The organism is candidate division KSB1 bacterium (assembly GCA_022562085.1).
Taxonomy (GTDB): Bacteria; Zhuqueibacterota; Zhuqueibacteria; order Oceanimicrobiales; family Oceanimicrobiaceae; genus Oceanimicrobium.
Genome location: JADFPY010000062.1, coordinates 1 through 17,131 on the forward strand (window position 1 = coordinate 1; position 17,131 = coordinate 17,131).

Annotated in this window: 13 protein-coding genes; 3 read left to right on the top strand and 10 right to left on the bottom strand. The window is 44.4% G+C overall.

Annotation, left to right across the window (positions count from 1 at the left end):
* Positions 1–167: 167 nt before the first annotated feature.
* The 3 genes from IH879_07860 (at position 168) to IH879_07870 (ending at position 2,956) form a co-directional block, all read left to right on the top strand.
* Complete coding sequence (locus IH879_07860; GenBank protein ID MCH7674851.1) at positions 168–719, top strand: GNAT family N-acetyltransferase; 552 nt, start codon at positions 168–170, stop codon at positions 717–719.
* A 468-nt stretch (positions 720–1,187) separates the two neighbouring features.
* On the top strand, positions 1,188–2,429 hold the full coding sequence (locus IH879_07865; GenBank protein ID MCH7674852.1) for a tetratricopeptide repeat protein: 1,242 nt from the start codon (positions 1,188–1,190) through the stop codon (positions 2,427–2,429).
* A gap of 17 nt (positions 2,430–2,446) precedes the next feature.
* Complete coding sequence (locus tag IH879_07870) at positions 2,447–2,956, top strand: hypothetical protein (protein MCH7674853.1); 510 nt, start codon at positions 2,447–2,449, stop codon at positions 2,954–2,956.
* 120 nt (positions 2,957–3,076) lie between these two features.
* Here the strand turns inward: IH879_07870 and IH879_07875 are convergent, their stop codons facing one another.
* From IH879_07875 to IH879_07920, 10 genes are all read right to left on the bottom strand, one after another.
* The gene (locus IH879_07875) at positions 3,077–3,838 is read right to left on the bottom strand and encodes a Stp1/IreP family PP2C-type Ser/Thr phosphatase (protein MCH7674854.1); all 762 of its coding nucleotides are present in this window, start codon (positions 3,836–3,838) and stop codon (positions 3,077–3,079) included.
* Between the two features lie 132 nt (positions 3,839–3,970).
* Positions 3,971–5,536, bottom strand: coding sequence for an Ig-like domain-containing protein (locus IH879_07880; GenBank protein ID MCH7674855.1), 1,566 nt, complete (start codon positions 5,534–5,536; stop codon positions 3,971–3,973).
* A gap of 62 nt (positions 5,537–5,598) precedes the next feature.
* Positions 5,599–6,714 (bottom strand): hypothetical protein, encoded by a 1,116-nt coding sequence (locus IH879_07885; GenBank protein MCH7674856.1) that lies wholly within the window; start codon positions 6,712–6,714, stop codon positions 5,599–5,601.
* Positions 6,715–6,797: 83 nt separating this feature from the next.
* Positions 6,798–8,120, bottom strand: coding sequence for a tetratricopeptide repeat protein (locus tag IH879_07890; GenBank protein MCH7674857.1), 1,323 nt, complete (start codon positions 8,118–8,120; stop codon positions 6,798–6,800).
* A 240-nt stretch (positions 8,121–8,360) separates the two neighbouring features.
* Complete coding sequence (locus IH879_07895) at positions 8,361–9,497, bottom strand: hypothetical protein (protein ID MCH7674858.1); 1,137 nt, start codon at positions 9,495–9,497, stop codon at positions 8,361–8,363.
* 286 nt (positions 9,498–9,783) lie between these two features.
* On the bottom strand, positions 9,784–10,122 hold the full coding sequence (locus IH879_07900) for a hypothetical protein (protein MCH7674859.1): 339 nt from the start codon (positions 10,120–10,122) through the stop codon (positions 9,784–9,786).
* Between the two features lie 707 nt (positions 10,123–10,829).
* Positions 10,830–11,900 carry a hypothetical protein gene (locus IH879_07905; GenBank protein ID MCH7674860.1) on the bottom strand — a complete coding sequence of 357 codons (1,071 nt, stop codon included), beginning with the start codon at positions 11,898–11,900 and terminating at the stop codon, positions 10,830–10,832.
* A gap of 221 nt (positions 11,901–12,121) precedes the next feature.
* Complete coding sequence (locus tag IH879_07910) at positions 12,122–14,125, bottom strand: serine/threonine protein kinase (GenBank protein ID MCH7674861.1); 2,004 nt, start codon at positions 14,123–14,125, stop codon at positions 12,122–12,124.
* Positions 14,126–14,239: 114 nt separating this feature from the next.
* Positions 14,240–15,571 carry a hypothetical protein gene (locus IH879_07915; GenBank protein ID MCH7674862.1) on the bottom strand — a complete coding sequence of 444 codons (1,332 nt, stop codon included), beginning with the start codon at positions 15,569–15,571 and terminating at the stop codon, positions 14,240–14,242.
* 29 nt (positions 15,572–15,600) lie between these two features.
* On the bottom strand, positions 15,601–17,131 hold a 1,531-nt coding region (locus IH879_07920; GenBank protein MCH7674863.1), incomplete at its 5' end, for a hypothetical protein.

The following is a 17,131-nucleotide window of genomic DNA, read 5'->3' on the forward strand; positions in this document are numbered from 1 at the left end:
GAAGCAGCATAACCAGGCGCTTCAGCCGACCGCTAACAGCTCGGTCAAATTTTGGAATGCCCTGTCCCGCACGAGGTTTAGTCGTTAATGCAAAGTTCCTTGCTCCGCAATGTTAGCGTCGGCTGAGCTTTGTCGTTATATAATATGATACTGCTAGGCTATAAAAAATGCACGAAGTATCGAAGCATGTTGATTGGGAACTTACAGAAGATCAAGCTTTAGCTATTGTTACACTTGTAAATGGCATTTGGCCAAGTGAAGATAAAACCATACAGGAAATGGTGTTAGACTTGCTTACACGCTCTCCTAAAATTGATCGCGATTCTGTCCGGTATGTGATATGGGACGGGGATCAAGCTGTCGTACATGCACGGACGTTTGCACGTCGGATATTGACACCGGAAGGAGCTATAGAAGAAATGGCGCTTGCTGGAGTATGCGTCCATCCAAATTGTAGAGGTGGAGGCCTTGGGGCAATGATAGCTCGGAGCGCTTTTGAAAGAGTTGATAATCAATTATTTCCAATTTCACTATTTCAGACCGGTGTCCCGGATTTCTATTTGAAGCTTGGTGCGAGAGTCATTGATAATCGCTTTGTGAATTCAAAGAACAAGTCTGCACCAAACGAAAATCCCTGGTGGGACACACATGTTATGATATATCCATCAAGCTACGAATGGACCGAGGGTACAATCGATCTCAATGGTCCAGGTTATTGAACTATCGTCTGATCATTCTTAGCCTTATCGGTATCTTTGATTACAAAATGTAATATTTTCTGGTTGGCCTTTTACAGTGTTATTCTGAATAATATAACTATCGGCTTCAACGGATGCTGCCTCGGCGTGAATCGCTGACCTCTGAGAGTAGATATGATTTATTATGTGTCAAAGCAAGGTGCCGATTAATCCGCACCGTTGAGCCGTTAGGTTAACACCTCCGATGAAGAAAGCGCTTCTAATGAATATTCTTGAAACAGACCGCCTAGCCTCCTTGGAAATCTCTCTTCTTACGCCCCGATGTGTTTAGAAAGCTTTACCTCGATGTTAATTCGCCTACCAACTCACCCTTATTAATTCTCTGTAACCCCCCAAATCCATTAAGAGTTCAGACATTCATGTCGATAACTCTCAGTACGTTAATTCCTTTTTGAATTAGCTTTTTATGAAGAATTCAAGGAGAGACAAATGAAACGAATTCATCTGATTCTACTATTTTTACCGATTCTCTGGTTTTGTGATTTGTCCGCCGGAGAGATTTGGAGCAAGCTCGGCATCGGCTTCAATGTAAATACTCAGAAACTTCGCGGCGATATGCGCAGCGGCAGATTTGTTTATGGCGGCAGTCCGCTTGTCCTGCGCTATAATTTCAAGCCGGCCTGGTTTTTGGATACGGATATCGGAGTTGGCCGACTTTCGACTCGCGAAAACGGCGTCTTGCTTGAGACCGGCATGCTTAATGTCGGCGGCAAGCTGGGGTACCGATTCCTGAATACAAAGAGATTTAATCCGCTTTTTTATGTCGGCTTGGGAGGGTTTAATTATAAACTGAATAATTCTCCACGCTACTGGGATATTTATGGAGCCATGGGCGCCGGAGCGGAAATATTTGTTACCCGGTCTCTTGGCGTAAACCTGACCGGTGATCTTCGATATTCTTACGGTAACGGTTTTGACGGCAGCAGTCTTGCCAAGGGCCAAGACGGATATTTCAACCTGTCTTTTGGGATGAACTATTATTTAGGCGGGAAACCAAAGTCGGGAATGCACTGGCAACCGGAAAGCTGGCTCCCGGATGACCAGATGGCGGTAGAGGAGGTGGTTGCCGAACAATTTAATTCCGGCCCGGATCTGACTCTGCTAACTTTTCAACGGGATGAGCTTTTAGAAGCTGTGGAAAAAAAGGAGAGATTGATTAGACTGCTGCGTGTCAAGGTAGAATCTTTCGACTCACAAATCGCCAGGTTAGAGGATTCATTTTATAGTAACGGCAGAAATGGCAAAGAGTATTCTAACGGCCAAAACATGCCGACAAGTGATCCGTACTTTATGCAATTCCAGGATGCTCTTACTTTTTACGATGCCGGGCAGTTTGAAAGCGCTGCGGAGATTCTTAAAAGTCTGGTCAAGTTAGACTCACAAAATGCTCAGACCGGCAACTGGTGGTATTGGCTCGGAGAAAGTTATTTTGGGACGGAAGACTACTTCTCAGCAAGCCGGGCATTTGGGGCCGCATTATCCAAAAACAATCAAAAGCCAAAACAGCGTCTGATTCAGCTCATGTTAGGCGTCAGCCATTGGAACAGCGGAGATTTAAAGCAAGCAAAAGAAGATTTTGAAAAATTATTAAGTAATAATCCGAATATTCAAATCGAGATGTTAGTACAGGACTACCTGGCGGAATTGGAGTTTGACGAAACTATTCACTAATAATCGGACAGTCAGCAATGATGGATTCTTTTCTTGATTTCCCTAGAAAATTCACTTTAGCGCATCCTGATGTTTTTTATACCAACGGCATTCTTGAGTCGTTTCTGGAAATGACTGCCAATTTAATTGCAAACGATGATATCCCAGGAGAAAAGTTCGTCATGAAGTTTGTCAATGGCCGTCCCGAGCAAAAGTTTTTGGAGACGTTAAACCTTGAAGACAATATGCAATATACAGGTGAAAATGTCTCACGCCAGGAAAGGTTAAGAGAACTCGCTGATTCTGAAGCGGTGTTGTTTATCCAGCGAGGTGTGGGAAATAGTTATATTTCCGAGAAATTTTATGAGCTTTTAACTTTGAAGAAGAAAGTTTTGGCAGTGGTCCCTAACCCGATTGCTTATGAGGAAATTACAAACAGAGATGGGGATGTGTATGTTGCGCATATCAAAAATCAAGCGCAGATTGCAGAGATGTTCTTGAAAATGTATAAGGATTGGGAAAAGGAAGAAGAGATGGTTCTTTATTAGCAATCGGAAATCGCATCAGTCATAGCGGCGAAGCCGCAAACTCCAAATCCCAAATTTTTCTTGCAAAAAAATGCAAAGTTTATCGCCAATACTATAAAATATTTCTTAATGAGTTCCAAATCAACTAGCTCCTTCCACCTGAATCACCTGCACAGTTACATTATCTTCACCGCCTCTTTCATTGGCGAGTTTAACCAACTGGTCACACGCTTGCTGTGGCGGATTTGATAAAACAGCTTGCTTTAGTTCCTGGTCATCAACTTTAGCCAAACCGTCGCTACATAATAGAAAGTAATCACCCGGTGTTAGTTTTATATTCTTGTAAATGTCAACTTCTACATCCTCGCGGGCACCCAGGGCACGGTTAAGCAAAAACCGCTGCGGATGCTCTTTCGCTTCTTGTTGGCTTATGATTCCCTGCCGCTCCATTTCCCCGACCTGCGAGTGGTCCTGAGTTAACTGTTCAAATGTCGATTCATTTATTCGGTAGGCTCTGCTGTCGCCAACATGAGCGATGCATGCCTCATCTTCCACTAAAGAAAGTACGGTGCAGGTTGTGCCCATTCCGAAAAGATTTGGGTCGCTGGAGGCAAGTTTGAAGATTTCCCGATTCGCTTCCCGAAGCGCATCTTCGAGAACTTCATCGATGTCTCCGGTTTTATTTGTGGAGTAAATGTCCTGGATGATGCGGACAGCCGTTTGACTCGCTTCTCTGCCGCCCCGGTGTCCGCCCATTCCGTCCGCAACGATGAATAGCTGACCCAGCGGTCCGGCCAAATCCGTCGAATTCTCCGGAAATTTTCCCAGGCTGTCCTGGTTTTCTGACCGGGTCAAGCCGAGATCCGTTCGATTGCCAACGGTTATCGTTAGTTTTCTATTCACCTTAAGCGCAAGTTGATAGTTAATTCTGTAAAAATTTAAACAATGACCGTTTCCCTCGGCTTAACCCAAGTATGCTAAACGACATTTCATTCAAAGCGTACCCACATCTAATTATTATGATCCCTTTGTCTCTTAAAACTTGCTAGATACAGTACATGTGGATTTTATATCACTCTTACGAAAATGTTGTCTTCCAGGCGGTGAGTTCGCTCCTTCCGGTTTTTGAATCGCTACCGAGGTTGCATTACTTACGCGATTTCCCGCATCGGTTATACTAACTGTAACTCTCACACTAGGATCATCTGAAAAAACAAGACAGATACCGAGCGTAATAGTCCCTTGGGCCCCATCACCTGTGATCCCGGGACTTGTTACCCGAAAAGAACCAGTAGTGTTTGATGGTGAGAAAGTAAATGTAACGAGGGCCGTAGTCCCTGTTGTAACGTCCCCGTCCGGGTCGGTATAATTAAAAACTATATTGAAGAGACTGGCAACACGCTGATCCGCCAGCGTACAGTTGGTTGCATCATTTAATTGCACCAAAGGCACTTGAAGATTGGAAAGCGTCGCTCCTGATAATTGCACTGCATTCACTGTCAGGGTTGTTTGGTCGCTGATTGCACCTTGCGTAGCGCCAATTGTTGCAGTTCCAGGACCTACACCAGTTGCCAAACCAGCGGAATTGATTGTAGCCACATTTTGGTCGCTGCTTGCCCAGGCAACCTGATTTGTGATATCACTCGTTGAATTGTCAGAGAAAGTACCCGTGGCAGTAAATGGTTGCGTTTGCCCAACATCGATTGTCGGATCTGTTGGAGCTATAGCAATCGACAGCAAAATCGGGTTTCCAGAGGTGAAGGTGAATTCAGTTATATCTAACGTGTCATCCACCGTATTTATTGTTCTAGTAAATGTTTCAGCTTGTGCGTCCGAACGCTGTATAACTACGGTCACAACAGTTGCACCTGTCCCGGAAAAATAGACGACTTGGACTTTGTAACGACCTGCGGGAGCTGTACCTGTCGCCCAAAAAATATTTTCCGGGCCAAATCCGTCTGTGTCGTCAAAATCTAGAGTACCGCCTGTCGGTGAAGTGCGGTTATTAAAATATATTCTGGTGTTGCTAGGGTCAATTACGTGGAGGTCCTGATCTGTAGGGGTATTCCAGGTTAAGGTTACCTGCACATCTCCACCGCCAAGCGCCTGAAGTGTCACCACAACCGGCTCAGTCCTAACTTCTCCGGGTGTTAGCGTTATAAGTGTGTTTCCGGCAAACACCAAATTGTCATCATCGAACGCTTTGATATCGATAAGAAAAATCTCCTGGTCGCCGTTTACAGGTATACTTAAATCACCTTCTGCGAATCGACCTTCAGCAGTTTGAACTATATCCAGATCCACGTTAACAACAGATTCGTTGCTGGAATTGATGACAGTAACTATGACCCGATCTACTATCTGAGATGACCTAATTACTTTATGCACAGCTCTTTGGTCGTTTCTCAAGTCGTGCCTTGATGAAAATGTCGAGATTTTGCTTTTTGAAGTATTAGGCGTGGAATTCACAAACACGGTGTTTAGAGCTATCTGGGCGCGACTGGAAGGGCTGGTCAACTGCTTGTCCGAGCTGCAGCCCATCCAGGTTGTCACAAGCAATAGCGTGATTAATAAAATAGAACCTCGCTTTCCTGTATTCATTTTTTAAAACCTCATTTCTTAATAAAAATTATTTAACTATTTTTCCTCCGTTCCTAACTGTGTTAAAACCTGAATGCAAATCCTCCGGTCAATTCATAACCGGTGACATCTGTTTTGCTGTCGGGCCCGGTGTTGAGACTTCCGGTTGAATAGATGAAGGTTGGGTCGAATGTGAAATTCCGGGACACTTTAAAAATCAGGCCGCCGCCGAAGCCATTGATATTAGCGCCGCCAACATCCTGGTTGTTGTCTCCATAAATTCGCGTCAGGTAGATAAATTTTAACCCGAAGTTACCGCCAAAAGGTGCGATCGCTGTGACCTTGACTTCAAACTCGTTGCCGTTCTGGATCAACGCCGCGTTAGTTGTCGTGTTGTCTTGTCTCGTTCTATTGCCGGCGGATAAAATGATAGGATTTAAGAATCCCAAAGTAAAAATAAGCCGACCGTTGATATAAAGCTTGTCGCCTGCCTGGTAAGGTGATAAAACGTTGGATTGATCTTCTGTATACATTGTATAAATCGCATCTCCCGTAAATTTTGCCGATCCGAAATTCTTGTCAGCGCCAATCGTGACATTAATTTCATCGCCTGGATCTATGGTGCCGCCCAGAGCATTGAGATTGTACTCGCCTCTTCGGGAAAATCCGACGCCAAACCCAAACACCCAGGAGCCAATTTCCCGGGCAAACGCAAGCCCGACATTCACATTAGAGCCAGTTCCGAAGTTACTCACCGGGTTAGCTAACGCCCTGTTGGCTGCGATGCTTGCTATAGTAAACTCTTCGTTATTTAACTCGGTTTTGCCGCTTGGAATCCCGAACCCAACTGTCAAGAGTACTTGATTATCCCCGATGATGTAAGAAGCTCTAACATAGGTGTCGGACAGACTGATAATTTTTTCGCCGTTGCTTGGGTCGCGGAGGCTTCCATCGTATATGCCGGCCCCGAAAGGCGAAGCCATGACGTCTAAGGCAAACCGCCGGCCCATCGGCATTGAATAAATCATCGGCAATGCCACCTCCAGAAATCCTGAGTCATCTTCAAACTCCCACAACTTGGCGTGAAAACCGAGCCTGAGATAGCGGTTTCTTATAAACTCCGACTGGGCGAAAACTGACTGTGCCACACCGGTCAGAAGAATAAGGCTCATAAGAGTAATAATTATATTTTTTTTCATTTTCTATTTTCCTTCTTAGTTTGTCGCATTCTCGTTTAAGCCTTCGCTTAAACCTTGCAGGTTTTATAAACCTGCAAGGTTTACTAATTACCGCCCAGTGGTATTCTTATTGGAATTCTTGCGTTTGTTGAATTCTCAATAACCGGCGTCCTGTTGTCATTGTCTCCCTGCGGGGCTTGCCCTGTTTGCGCTGCCAGTCCGGTTGCAGTCAATCGTGCCTCGCGGCCGCCTCCAACGTCAACTTCCGCTGATTCCAGGTCCTCTTCTAGTTTTGAAGCGGCAACTTTCGGTTCGGTTGCCGCGCTTTTGTTTGTATCTACTTCAGATAGATTTTCCTGGGCCTGAGCAAAATTCGGATCGAGCTGCACGGCTTTTTGATACGCTTGTCTCGCCTGACTGAACATACCCTTATCTTCGAAGTCCAGACCTTTTGAGTAAGCGATAAACGCCAGCAGCGATTCCGTGGGAATTTTTTGAATAGCCTCGCGTTCTTCTTTGCTAAGCTGAACGCCCAAATCGTCAATTATGGAAAATGCCAGCTCTTTTTGCATTTGAAAAAGTTTATCCAATTTGCCCGTAACTTCGTCAACTTGCAAAACCTTGCTGGTAGCGGTTTCGGTTAAGGAGGCGTCAATGCGAAAGTCATCGCCTGCAAGGTCTGTGAATGCGCCATTTACCAGTTTTTTGGCGCCAAGAAGTTTGCCGACTCGTGGTGCGGTTGCTGCGTCGACCACTCCGCTGCTGCCCAGCTCGATTTCTGCAAGAAGGGTTTGCAGTTTCAGCCTTTCCACAACTTTTAGTTTTTTGACTTTAGCAAGATCCGTTATGAGCATCTGCGCCAAACCTTTTTGTAAGGGATCGTATTCTCGGGAGTTGCCCAGATTTTTAAAACTGAGAACTGCCACGGTGTTATCTGGAATTGCGCCGACATTTATATTTTGTTCCTGGGCAAGCGCCTCGGTAATTTCCGAAGATATTTTTTCCAGAGTAAGCTGCCTGATACGCTTGGAGATTTCTTTCTTGAATTTTCGCGAGCCTTTTAAAGTCATGTAGCCTTTATATTCGCCAATGGCTTCATTGAGCATTCCTTTTGCCTCATATGTGAGTCCGTGGTAAAAAGCGGTCTTGCTATCGTCCGGTTTTAAATCCCTGGCTCGCTGCAGTTTGGCGAGAGCTTCATCGAAGCGCCGTGCGCTGTAAAAGGCGATACCCAAATCTCGTTTGATTTTATAACTGTCCGGTTTCTCCTTTTCTGCTTGTTTAAGTAAGGCAATTGCCTCCGTAAACTCATTGTTTTTGAGGTGTCGCATCCCCTTGTTGTGGCTGCTGCCGGCACAGTTCATTAAAAACAATGGTAGCAAGCCAAGCAGCAGGAAATAAGCCACCTTTAATTTTAATTTCTTCATTTTTCCTCCGGGTTATATTATGTTTTTTCTGTGGCATTTCAATTCTGTGGCCATTTTTTATTTAAAGCCTAAATATACGCGTTTGGCCATTAGCTTTTGGCCTTTGGCCTGGGGCTTTTAATTTTTGAGAATTTACGTTGTGGATATCATTCACATGTTGGGTTATTTACAATACCATTTTAACTAGTTGAATTTTGTTAGCTAAAAGCTAATTGCCAAAAGCCAATCGCTCAATTTAAGTTAAGGATTTTTATACGCTTCCGGCAATAGTTTTTCCATTTCAGCAATTGTTAAACGTTTTTGGGAAAGTTGAGCAAGCCTTTGCCTGGCCAGCTTAAATTCCGGATCCAGATTCACGGCCTTTCCATATTGGTATTTCGCTTGCCTGATAATGTTTCTGTCTTCGAAATCCAAACCTTTGGAGAAAGCGATAAAAGCCAGATTGTTTTTTGTTGGAAATTGCTGCAGTGCTTTCGCTTCATCTGAATTTAACCGGACGCCGAGACTTTTCAGCAAACCAACAAGGAGGATTTTTTCCAGGTCAGGGATTTCTGACAGCCTGCCGGCCGCTTGCACACTCTGTCCTTGAAGCTGTCCGGATTTTGTGTCAACTACGCCCGCAGTCAAACGGAGTTTTGTATCGTCAACTCGTTCAATTCCGCCGGTGATCAGCTTTCCGGCGCCCAGCATTCTACCGGCGTCTCTCATTTTGATCTGGTCGAGAAAACCGGAGGGGGTAAGATGCAGTTCATCTAACAGGTGTTGTACCTTTTTTCTTTTTACAATTTTCAAGCTCTGCACTTTTTCCAGATCTGTGATAAGAATTTCTGCCAATCCTTTGAGAATTGGTGTTAACTCCCGCCAATTTGAGATGTTTCTAAAATAAAGCACGGCAACACTGTTTGGTTCAGTCGCGGTGGAGTCCGAGTTTTTGAGTTCAGATAAAATATCTCGTATTTGTTTCTTCGAGCCTTTGAGTTCGATTTCTTGGCTACGAGCCAGCAGTTCATTTTTAAGCTCATCTCTTATATCTAAAGTCGACAGGGCCCGGTAAACGGTCACGGCTTTGTCAAGCCGTTGTGTGAATTCATAACTCAATCCCAGGTAAAAAAGAGAAACTTGATCCCTGGAATTAAGCTTTGCTGCTTGCGATAATTTGGTGACTGCTTTTTCAAATTGTTTGGTCCTGAAGTAAGCGATTCCTAAATCCCGCTTTATTCGTACGTCGGCAGGATTCATGCGCTCCTCGGCTCTTAACTCAATGATTGCCAGATCGTAATCACCCGTTTCGAGAAATCCCCTGCCTGTGTGCTCAAGTTTGCTATTGCTGCTGCAGGCGATAGTGATTAAAAAGAGCGCCGGGAGAAGTCTGGTCATCTTTGTCATAAATTATTAAACTTTCCCTTGATTCATGCCGCAGTTTCTTGTGCAAGAAGGCTTGAAATTCCGCAACGGAGGATTGCAAAAAAAAAGTGTAAATTTGCCTTGCATACTAGGTCCTCCAAGTTGAGGATTAGTCATACTAACGTGTTTCTCAGTGGTGCAAGGTTTTCAGGGCACGACACCTGCGAATTCGACCAAAACTTTGAGAGTGCAGTGAACTAACTTATTCAACTGGATCCCTTGCATCCACTGCAGAAAAATGTTATAATTTTTTCCGTCATCAATAAATATGCTCTGCCGAAAAGATGAGGTCACCGAGCTCTTTTTCAACGTCCAATGTTTCTTTAAGTTGATCGCCGCATTCCTCTGAGCACAATGTAAACACGAAGTCATTCCCCCGTGTTACAGCATCGGAGTCTGCAGGCGGGACTATTGCCCACATCGTTTTGCCTGAGCTGGTTATTTTTGCTGGCATAACTTTGCCTTCATATTTTGAAATATCTACTTCGGGTCGTTTCTTGCACCCTAACGCGTATATTGGTCCATCGCTTCCTATCTTGTGCTCACACCAACAGCAGGTGGTCATCGCCTGATTAATCTTTGGCGTTTTCAATTTCATTTTGTCTTACTCGGTGTCAAAGGCTTCACCACATCTGGTCTTTCTTTCTTAAAATGTTTGAAAAACAGATCTTTAATGAAATCTGGCAGTGAAGATTTCCAAGGTTGTTGCTTATGATTGGCAATGCTTCCAAATTTTTTAGGATTCAATCCTAAGATCACGAGCCATTTGAATATGCATATCGGTAAGGTTGTACTGTCTCTTAGCCTTTTTCCACTCCTCTATATTCTTTATTTTCGCCATGGTTCAATAGCTTTCCTCGATTATAACATAATGCTTACCGACTCGGATAAACTCTTATATCCGACAAATTCCTGTCGATAAGGAACAAATTAATTTTTGGGATAAGTTATTATTTTTGTTAAAGAGATACAGTTTTTTTCACCCAAAATTATTGCATGTTATCTGACTCGATAAGTAACTTAAAAAATTACTCTAAGCCCGAACTCTTCTTAAACCCCCTAACCCGGACAAGCCGGAAATCCGAAGTACGAAACTCGAAACAATATCTAAATTCAAATTTTCAAATGTTCAAAACTTTTCCGTGGAAGAATAAAAAACAGACCGTGTTGTTTTGAATTTTCGTCATTTGATATTCGGAGTTGTTTCGGATTTCGATATTGGAGTTTCACGTTTTACGCTCAAATCTGCCCGTTGTACCTTTAAAAAATCTTTGCCAAAAAAGCAAAGATTTCACTCTTAAACCCCTAAACCAAATGCTGCAGCACTCTCAGCATATCCTTGGCCTGCTGGAACTCAGGAGCGACTTCAAGAGCTTGTACCAGTTTTTTAGAGGCGTCTTTGTACTGCTCCTGGTCGGACAATGATTCGGCATCGCCGAGCAGCGCCCAGGCTTCCAAAGGCACCCGGTCCTCGCCCATTTCATCCAGCTTCTTGCGCTCGACTTTCTCAATGTCGATATTGAGGCCCTTGGTGATTTTCAGAGTTAGCTCGGAGGCTAATTTCAGGATGTCCTGGGGTTTGCCTTCGACCGAGGCGGTTTTGAAAATCTCGCCGGTTTCCGTCTTGACGATTCTGGCGTCAATGCGAAAGGTCTTGCCGAGTTTGATAAAACTGCCAAAAATAAACGAATGCGCGCCCAGGAATTTGCCAACTCGCGGCGCACTCGCCGGGTCCATGATTTGCTTGCCGCCGACTTTTTTGTCGGTCAATTCAAGTTCGTCGAGGAGGAACTGCAGGCGTTCCCGCTCCACGACTTGCAGTTTGCTAAAGACAACAAAGTCGCTGATCATAATTTTGGCAAGCGCCCTGCCGAAGTTATTAAGTTTTTCGGCGTCATCAACGGAGTTGTTTTCAAAGTCGATAATAGCGATGGTTTGAATCCCCGGCCCCTGCGGCTCGATCTTGAGCGAAACCCCAGCCTTCTTCAGAGCGGTCAGGTAGCTTTTGGCCAAATGCGGATGGGTCCAGCACCAGGAGGTGTCATTCGATTTCGGCGGCTTGGGGGGCTGGTAGTGTGGATATTTGTACTCTTTATGTTCACTAATTAGATTCGCAAAAACATCCTCGGCTTCCTCGTCGTCGCCATCGAAAATATAGGCGACTGCCAGCAGCTCGGACGCTTCGATGTGGGAGTCAGCTGACAAAGTTTTGGTTGCAACGAGTCTCTTTAGAATATCCGTGGCCTTTTTTGTGTTACCTTCGTTCAGATATTGTTTGGCTTCTTCAAGCTCGACGTTTTCACCGGGTGGAGTTGCACTGAAAGTGAAAAACGCGAGGAAAAGAGCAAAGAGCAGCGCCGATTTAGATGATTTCATTTTTGCCTCCATTATTTAGTTTCTATAGTTTCTACCGATTGGGCCCATCCCCAAAAAGGCAGAAACGTCTTTGCGAATCCCGCGTTTCTTTGCGGGATGAAGCAATCCCCTGTTTGTTTCGCAGGAGATTGCTTCGCAAAAGCATGTCCTGAGCCAGGTCGAAGGAACGCTCGCAAAGACGTCTTTTACGCACTCGGGACAATTCCAATCGTTGGTTAGTATCATTTTTTTACAAAGATTAATTCTATGTTTTTTGTTTTCCCACTTGGGATTTTTACCTTTTGTTCTCCGCTTTGCAAATTGAAGCCGATCTTCACAGCCTTTACAGAGTGAACACCGCTTTTGAGTTCGTATGTTGTCCAACCGGTCCCGACGTTGTCCCCATCTATATAAACATCAATTTTTGAGGCATCTCTTCTTTTGGAACCATTTTCCAGTATAAACGCCTGCACAAAAAGAAAACCCGGCGCCGCTTCTGTTAACTGAATTTTTGTTTTTGTCTGGACGTTAGCTCGTATGTTTTTATTTTGAATTTCATCTTCATACCCATCCAGGGCCAACTGGATTTTGTGGCTGCCGGTTTTTAAATCAGCAAATTTATGAGGCGTTTTTTTGCCGGTCGGTTTTCCATTCAGATAAATGGTTGCGCCGCTTGGGTTTGATTCAACAAACAAGCTGCCAACTAATTTCCTGACTGTTTTTACTTTTTCAACTTTGTCTGAAGCCGGCGCTGGTGATTTTTTGAGAGTGGCGGCGAACGCCCCGGCTTGTTCAGGAAAAATAGTGACGAAACCTTCGAATGGTTCAAAGCCATCTTTCGTTAAGAGAATCTCGTGTTCTTCGACTGTTAAGTTTGCTAAGACCGCAGGAGTCTTCTTGCCGGTATCCCGTGAGTCCATAAAAATAGACGCGCCTGGCGGGGTACTGGAAATCTCGACCTTACCAACTTTTGGCTTGCTGGGTGTGAGTGGTATTAGCCGTGCTGTTTTTAAAATTGTGTCATTTTCAGAAATCGTGACGATTTTCGACCAGCTCTCAAAGCCCGCTACAGTTAGAGAAACTTCATAAGTCCCTTCTTCAAGTGGGCCCAAAAGGGCGGGGGTAGACTTGTTTTGTTTTTCCGTGTTCACCAAAATTGTCGCTCCGGCTGGTTCAGAGATGATTTCCAGGTAACCGGTCTTATCTTTAAATAAAAGAGCCTCTATTTTAGAGGAATTCATTATGCCTAGTACAAGCAAAGCTAAGAAGAAAAACGCAACCACAACCCTTCTGCCTTTTCCGGCCTTTGGTTTTCGCACCGGTTTTTTGCTGCCGGCAGCAGGTTTGACAATTGTCCTCATCTGGTCCGGATCAAGGGTAATTGTTGTGGATTTATCTGCCTTGGTTAACTCGCTTCCACCTGCTTGAACCTGCTTTAGATCTTCAATGAACTCATTTATAGAAGCATATCTTTCCGAAGCATTTTTCACAATTGAATGAGTGATAATTTTTTCAATTTGCGATGGTATTTCAGGATTGTATTGGGAGGCGGGAGCGGGCTCTTCATTGACAATATTATAAAGCATGGACATCTCATTGTCACCCCGGAAGGGCAGTTTCCCGGTTAACAATTCATAAAGGATAATACCCAGGGACCAGATATCACTTCTGTGGTCAACTTGCGTCCCCTTGACTTGCTCCGGAGACATGTAAGCCGGCGTCCCCATGGCCATGCCGGACTTGGTTATTTTGGTGGAGTCGCCTAATTTTGCCAGCCCGAAGTCGACGATTTTTACAAAACCGTCTTCGGTGATCATGATGTTTGCCGGTTTGATGTCCCGGTGAGTAATCTCCTTCTCGTGTGCGGATGCCAGCCCGTTTGCAACTTGCAGCACCAGCTCAATCACCCGTTTAAGTGGTATGGTACCGCGCCTAAGTACATCTTTGAGAGTCTCGCCTTCATAAAATGCCATGGCGATGTACATGTGACCGTCATCCGTTTCATTGACTTCATAGATTGTGCCAATGCGCGGATGATCGAGAGCGGAAGCAGCCTGAGCTTCCTTCATAAACCTGGCTTTGGCTTCGGGATTGCGGGTGAATTCAAGAGGTAAAAATTTGAGCGCAACCGTCCGTTTCAATTTGATGTCCTCGGCTTTATAGACCACGCCCATTCCTCCTCCGCCGAGATAATCAACGACTTTATAATGGGAAACGGTTTTGCCGATCATTGGATCTTTTTGCACAGCGGACTCCAATCCAATTGTTAATTCAAATATGGATTAAAAGAAAAAACCAGAATTTTGCCGTTCTTTAGAGCGCTAAGTTTTTCTAAAAATTTGTTGTGTCTCAGAAAGATCTCAGAGGCTGAAAGTTAATCCAACCGTTGGTACGACTGTAGACCTCAACCCACCATTGTTCAAAGGCACCAGAATATTTCCGAGTAAGATAACGTTAGCTGACGGGGCATATCTAAATCCAAAAGAAGCGTCATAAACATTATCATTATCTCTTTCCGGAATGTTGCTCAAATCTATTTCGCGAACGGCCTGACCTTGACCGCTTTCAGCCCGGTCTACAATAGTTGTTGTGCCCGGAAAGAGCACGATGGCGTCATCGCTATTAACATCAACCTGTCCCAAAATATCAAAAGCAAAGGTGAGTCCTGAGACAATCTTTTGATCGAATCCCAGAGCAAATTCAAATTCATCGCTATCAAGCTCTGCCGACCTCTTGTCATACCCGACGTTGAGATGGGGCGTAAAATCTCCGATCTTTTTTGAAATGATCCCGGCGAAGCGAATGTTCGTTTTTCCGGTGCCAAGAAAATCAGAGTCCTCGCCGGTGGGCAGACGGACATCCATGAGGGCTGCCATATCCATATCCGCTCCGCGGACAAAACTATATTTTAGTTTAATCGCTACGTCGCCCAATCCACTCACACTTTCATCATATGGGGAAATTGCTTGAAGTTCAGGATTCCTTACATCTTGCCCAAAATTATGGAATGCCGTATCCGCACGGGCATAGGTAAAGCTGTTGACTGTTGCCTGCGCGATACCGCTTAAACTTAAGTTTATATAGGGTATCGCAATGCCGATGTCAAAATTGTTCGTTAAACCAAAAGTGGCAAAAACTGCAAATATATTCGCATTGACGTCCATATCCAAATTCAGATCGATGGTATCGCTTTCATTCCGGCTCTCACCCAGCGTACCCTCACCGGTAACGTCCTGATGTGTAAAAGTGAACCGGATGTCTTCCGTGTCTATGCCTCGAAATTTTGCAAAACTTAAGTAATTATAGTTGACGCCAAAATTAAATTTGCCCTTGCCTAATGTTTTGCCTGTCTCGGCAAAAATAGGTCCCATGCTCTCGGTAATGCTGACCGGTTGACCCGTTGAAAAGTCAAACGTTACACCGGCACTGGTTGAGCTGAGGGGGAAAGATGAAACATTGCTCGCGATTAGACTATTCAAGGCCGGACTGAGCGACCTGTTTGCTAAATCAGCGGCTTCGAGAAAGTGCATGCCGTGTTCTCCCGGACTACCGCTTCGTTCTAATTGTTTGTCTAAAATGTCCCTGAACACATTCTCGAACACTTTGTTGAGCTGGGCATGGGCCGTATTAGCCAGAACCAAGAAAGCAAGTGTACTACATAATAAAAACTTTCTAATGAGTTTGGTTTTCATTGTATCTCCCTCCTGAGATAATTATAAGATTATTTTCTTAAGATAAATTGCCAGTTGCCGTTTATGTCTTCCAATACTAAGCTCTTAGAAAAATTTTGCGTCTCACTGCTATTGTTTGAAGTATTGTAGTAAGACATCCTTACTAAGAGATCGAGTGTAACCTTATCTCCATTTATTTGTCGGTTTTTTATTTCAAAATCCACTTTTATCTTTTCGACTTGCCGAAAGAAACCCGACCAGTTCTTTTCCTCAGTTTTGGTAAATCCAAGTAATGTTGCCAGGCTTTTGATCTCACCTTTTTCAATACTTGTTTTGTAGACCTTCAGAAGGTTTTGAATATCACTCTCTATTTTTTCTTCTCGATCATCCCTGGCAGCTGGTTGAGTACCCTGCAATGTCTGACTGCGGGGATTTCTCAGGACTTTGCTATATAATGTTTCTGCCCTGGTGTAGTGTTCCTTCGCCTTGCTAAAGTTCCTTGTTCGGTAGGCGTCATCACCCTGTGCTTCAATTTGAAGCGACAATTGATAATCGCTGTCCGAACGCAGCGTCCCGGTAATTTGCGATTTCGTTTGTAACATGGATTTCTTCGAATCATCAGCGCCCTGTGTTAATATATCTGTGCTAGCGTGTGCGTAAAATCCTCTTGCTTGTTGAAACGATTTTTTGGCATTGCCGTAATTACCCGCTTTGAATTGTTTATTACCCGCAGATTCCAGGGTGACAGCTTTTTGGTAAGATGCATTCGTGGTTCTTTCGCTCTTGGGCACCTGCCGTTTTATCCTGGTCATGGCGGTTTTCGCTTTCTGGGAATCTTTTTTTACTTTTGCAGTGGCTCGCGCTTTTACCTTAGCATTCTTGTACTCCGTGGTCGCTCCTAAAAAACTATTTCTGGAAGCCAAAAGACTCTCCCTGTTCTCCGTTTTCGATGCCTGGTCAGCTTCCTTTTCCTTTGCTAATGCTGAATTAAATATTTTTTTTGCAGTCGTCGGCGCCCCGGCCTTCTCTGCTGCCGATTTTTCCTTTAACATACTTTTTCTTGCTGATGCAACCATCTCTTTTAAACTTTCGACATCGGCGCTGGCGACAGCGGCTTCAGAATTCGTTTTTGCTTCTGCAATTGAAGTTCGAAATAAATTACCGGCTTCGATGAAGTTTTGCCTTGCTGCTAAAAAGGTTTCTTCTTCGAATTCTTTTTCTGCTTTTCGCTCTGTAACCAATGCTAACTTAAAGGTTGCCTCGGCCCATGTTTCAGCCTGGACTCCCTGAGCTTCGGTTTTGCTGCCTAACATCAATTCCCTCTCTGAAAGAGCGGACCCTGCGAGCTCCTTCTTAGTGGCTTTGCTTAAACTGCCAAAGTAGTACCAACCGCCTGCTCCTAATGCCAGAACAATGAGAGCTATTATAGCAAACTTCAACCCCTTGCCGGATGTTTTAGCGCGTTCATGAGGCGCCTTTATTTGCGGGGCATCTTGACCCTCTTCGGCAGTTTTGGTTTGAATTTTTTGAATATATTCCTGAGATTCCGGGTGACTGGGTGCAATCGTAGTCACTTCGTTA

Bases quoted from the DNA above. Each gene is read 5' to 3' on its own strand.
- IH879_07860 (MCH7674851.1), top strand. From the start codon at position 168: ATGCACGAAGTATCGAAGCATGTTGATTGGGAACTTACAGAAGATCAA.
- IH879_07865 (MCH7674852.1), top strand. From the start codon at position 1,188: ATGAAACGAATTCATCTGATTCTACTATTTTTACCGATTCTCTGGTTT.
- IH879_07870 (MCH7674853.1), top strand. From the start codon at position 2,447: ATGATGGATTCTTTTCTTGATTTCCCTAGAAAATTCACTTTAGCGCAT.
- IH879_07880 (MCH7674855.1), bottom strand. From the start codon at position 5,536: ATGAATACAGGAAAGCGAGGTTCTATTTTATTAATCACGCTATTGCTT.
- IH879_07885 (MCH7674856.1), bottom strand. From the start codon at position 6,714: ATGAAAAAAAATATAATTATTACTCTTATGAGCCTTATTCTTCTGACC.
- IH879_07890 (MCH7674857.1), bottom strand. From the start codon at position 8,120: ATGAAGAAATTAAAATTAAAGGTGGCTTATTTCCTGCTGCTTGGCTTG.
- IH879_07895 (MCH7674858.1), bottom strand. From the start codon at position 9,497: ATGACCAGACTTCTCCCGGCGCTCTTTTTAATCACTATCGCCTGCAGC.
- IH879_07900 (MCH7674859.1), bottom strand. From the start codon at position 10,122: ATGAAATTGAAAACGCCAAAGATTAATCAGGCGATGACCACCTGCTGT.
- IH879_07905 (MCH7674860.1), bottom strand. From the start codon at position 11,900: ATGAAATCATCTAAATCGGCGCTGCTCTTTGCTCTTTTCCTCGCGTTT.
- IH879_07915 (MCH7674862.1), bottom strand. From the start codon at position 15,571: ATGAAAACCAAACTCATTAGAAAGTTTTTATTATGTAGTACACTTGCT.